Source organism: Micrococcus sp. GbtcB5, from assembly GCF_019091605.1.
In the GTDB taxonomy this organism is placed as follows: domain Bacteria; phylum Actinomycetota; class Actinomycetes; order Actinomycetales; family Micrococcaceae; genus Micrococcus; species Micrococcus luteus.
In genome coordinates, this window is record NZ_JAGXJK010000088.1 from 1 (window position 1) to 593 (window position 593).

Sequence of the window (593 nt, forward strand, 5' to 3'; positions counted from 1 at the left end):
TCGAGGCGACGTGGCCGGACTCGATGGTCCAGACCTGCGTGGTTCACCTGATCCGGGCCGCGATGCGGTTCGTGGCCTACCAGGACCGCAAGAAGGTCGCCGCCGCGCTGAAGCCGATCTACACCGCCCCCAACGAAGAGACCGCGAGGAAGGCGCTGGCCGAGTTCGAGGCCTCCGAGCTCGGCACGAAGTACCCGTCTGCAGCCGCGACCTGGGCGAACTCCTGGGAGCGGTTCATCCCGTTCCTGCAGTTCCCACCCATGCTCCGCAAGGTCATCTACACGACCAACAGCATCGAGTCGCTGAACTTCCAGCTACGGAAGGTGACCAAGAACCGCGGCCACTTCCCCTCGACCGAGGCGGCGGTGAAGCTGCTCTGGCTGGCGATCTGCAACATCGAAGACAAACGCGCCGCCGAACGCGCTCGGGACCGGGGCAAACCCGCCGGCCAGCGCAAAGCCCAGGGCCGGCTCGTCGAAGGTCAGGCCGTCACGAACTGGAAGCAGGCCCTCGCCCAGCTCGCCGCGGCCTACCCCGACCGGATCAACCCCTACCTGTGACCACCCCGCTTACACAGACAAGTTGACACGCCC

At 66.4% G+C, this 593-nt stretch carries 1 pseudogene; it reads left to right on the forward strand.

The features are described from left to right. A pseudogene (locus tag KVS67_RS11580) lies at positions 1-560 on the forward strand (IS256-like element ISMlu11 family transposase); the annotation flags it as partial. Positions 561-593: the final 33 nt, after the last annotated feature.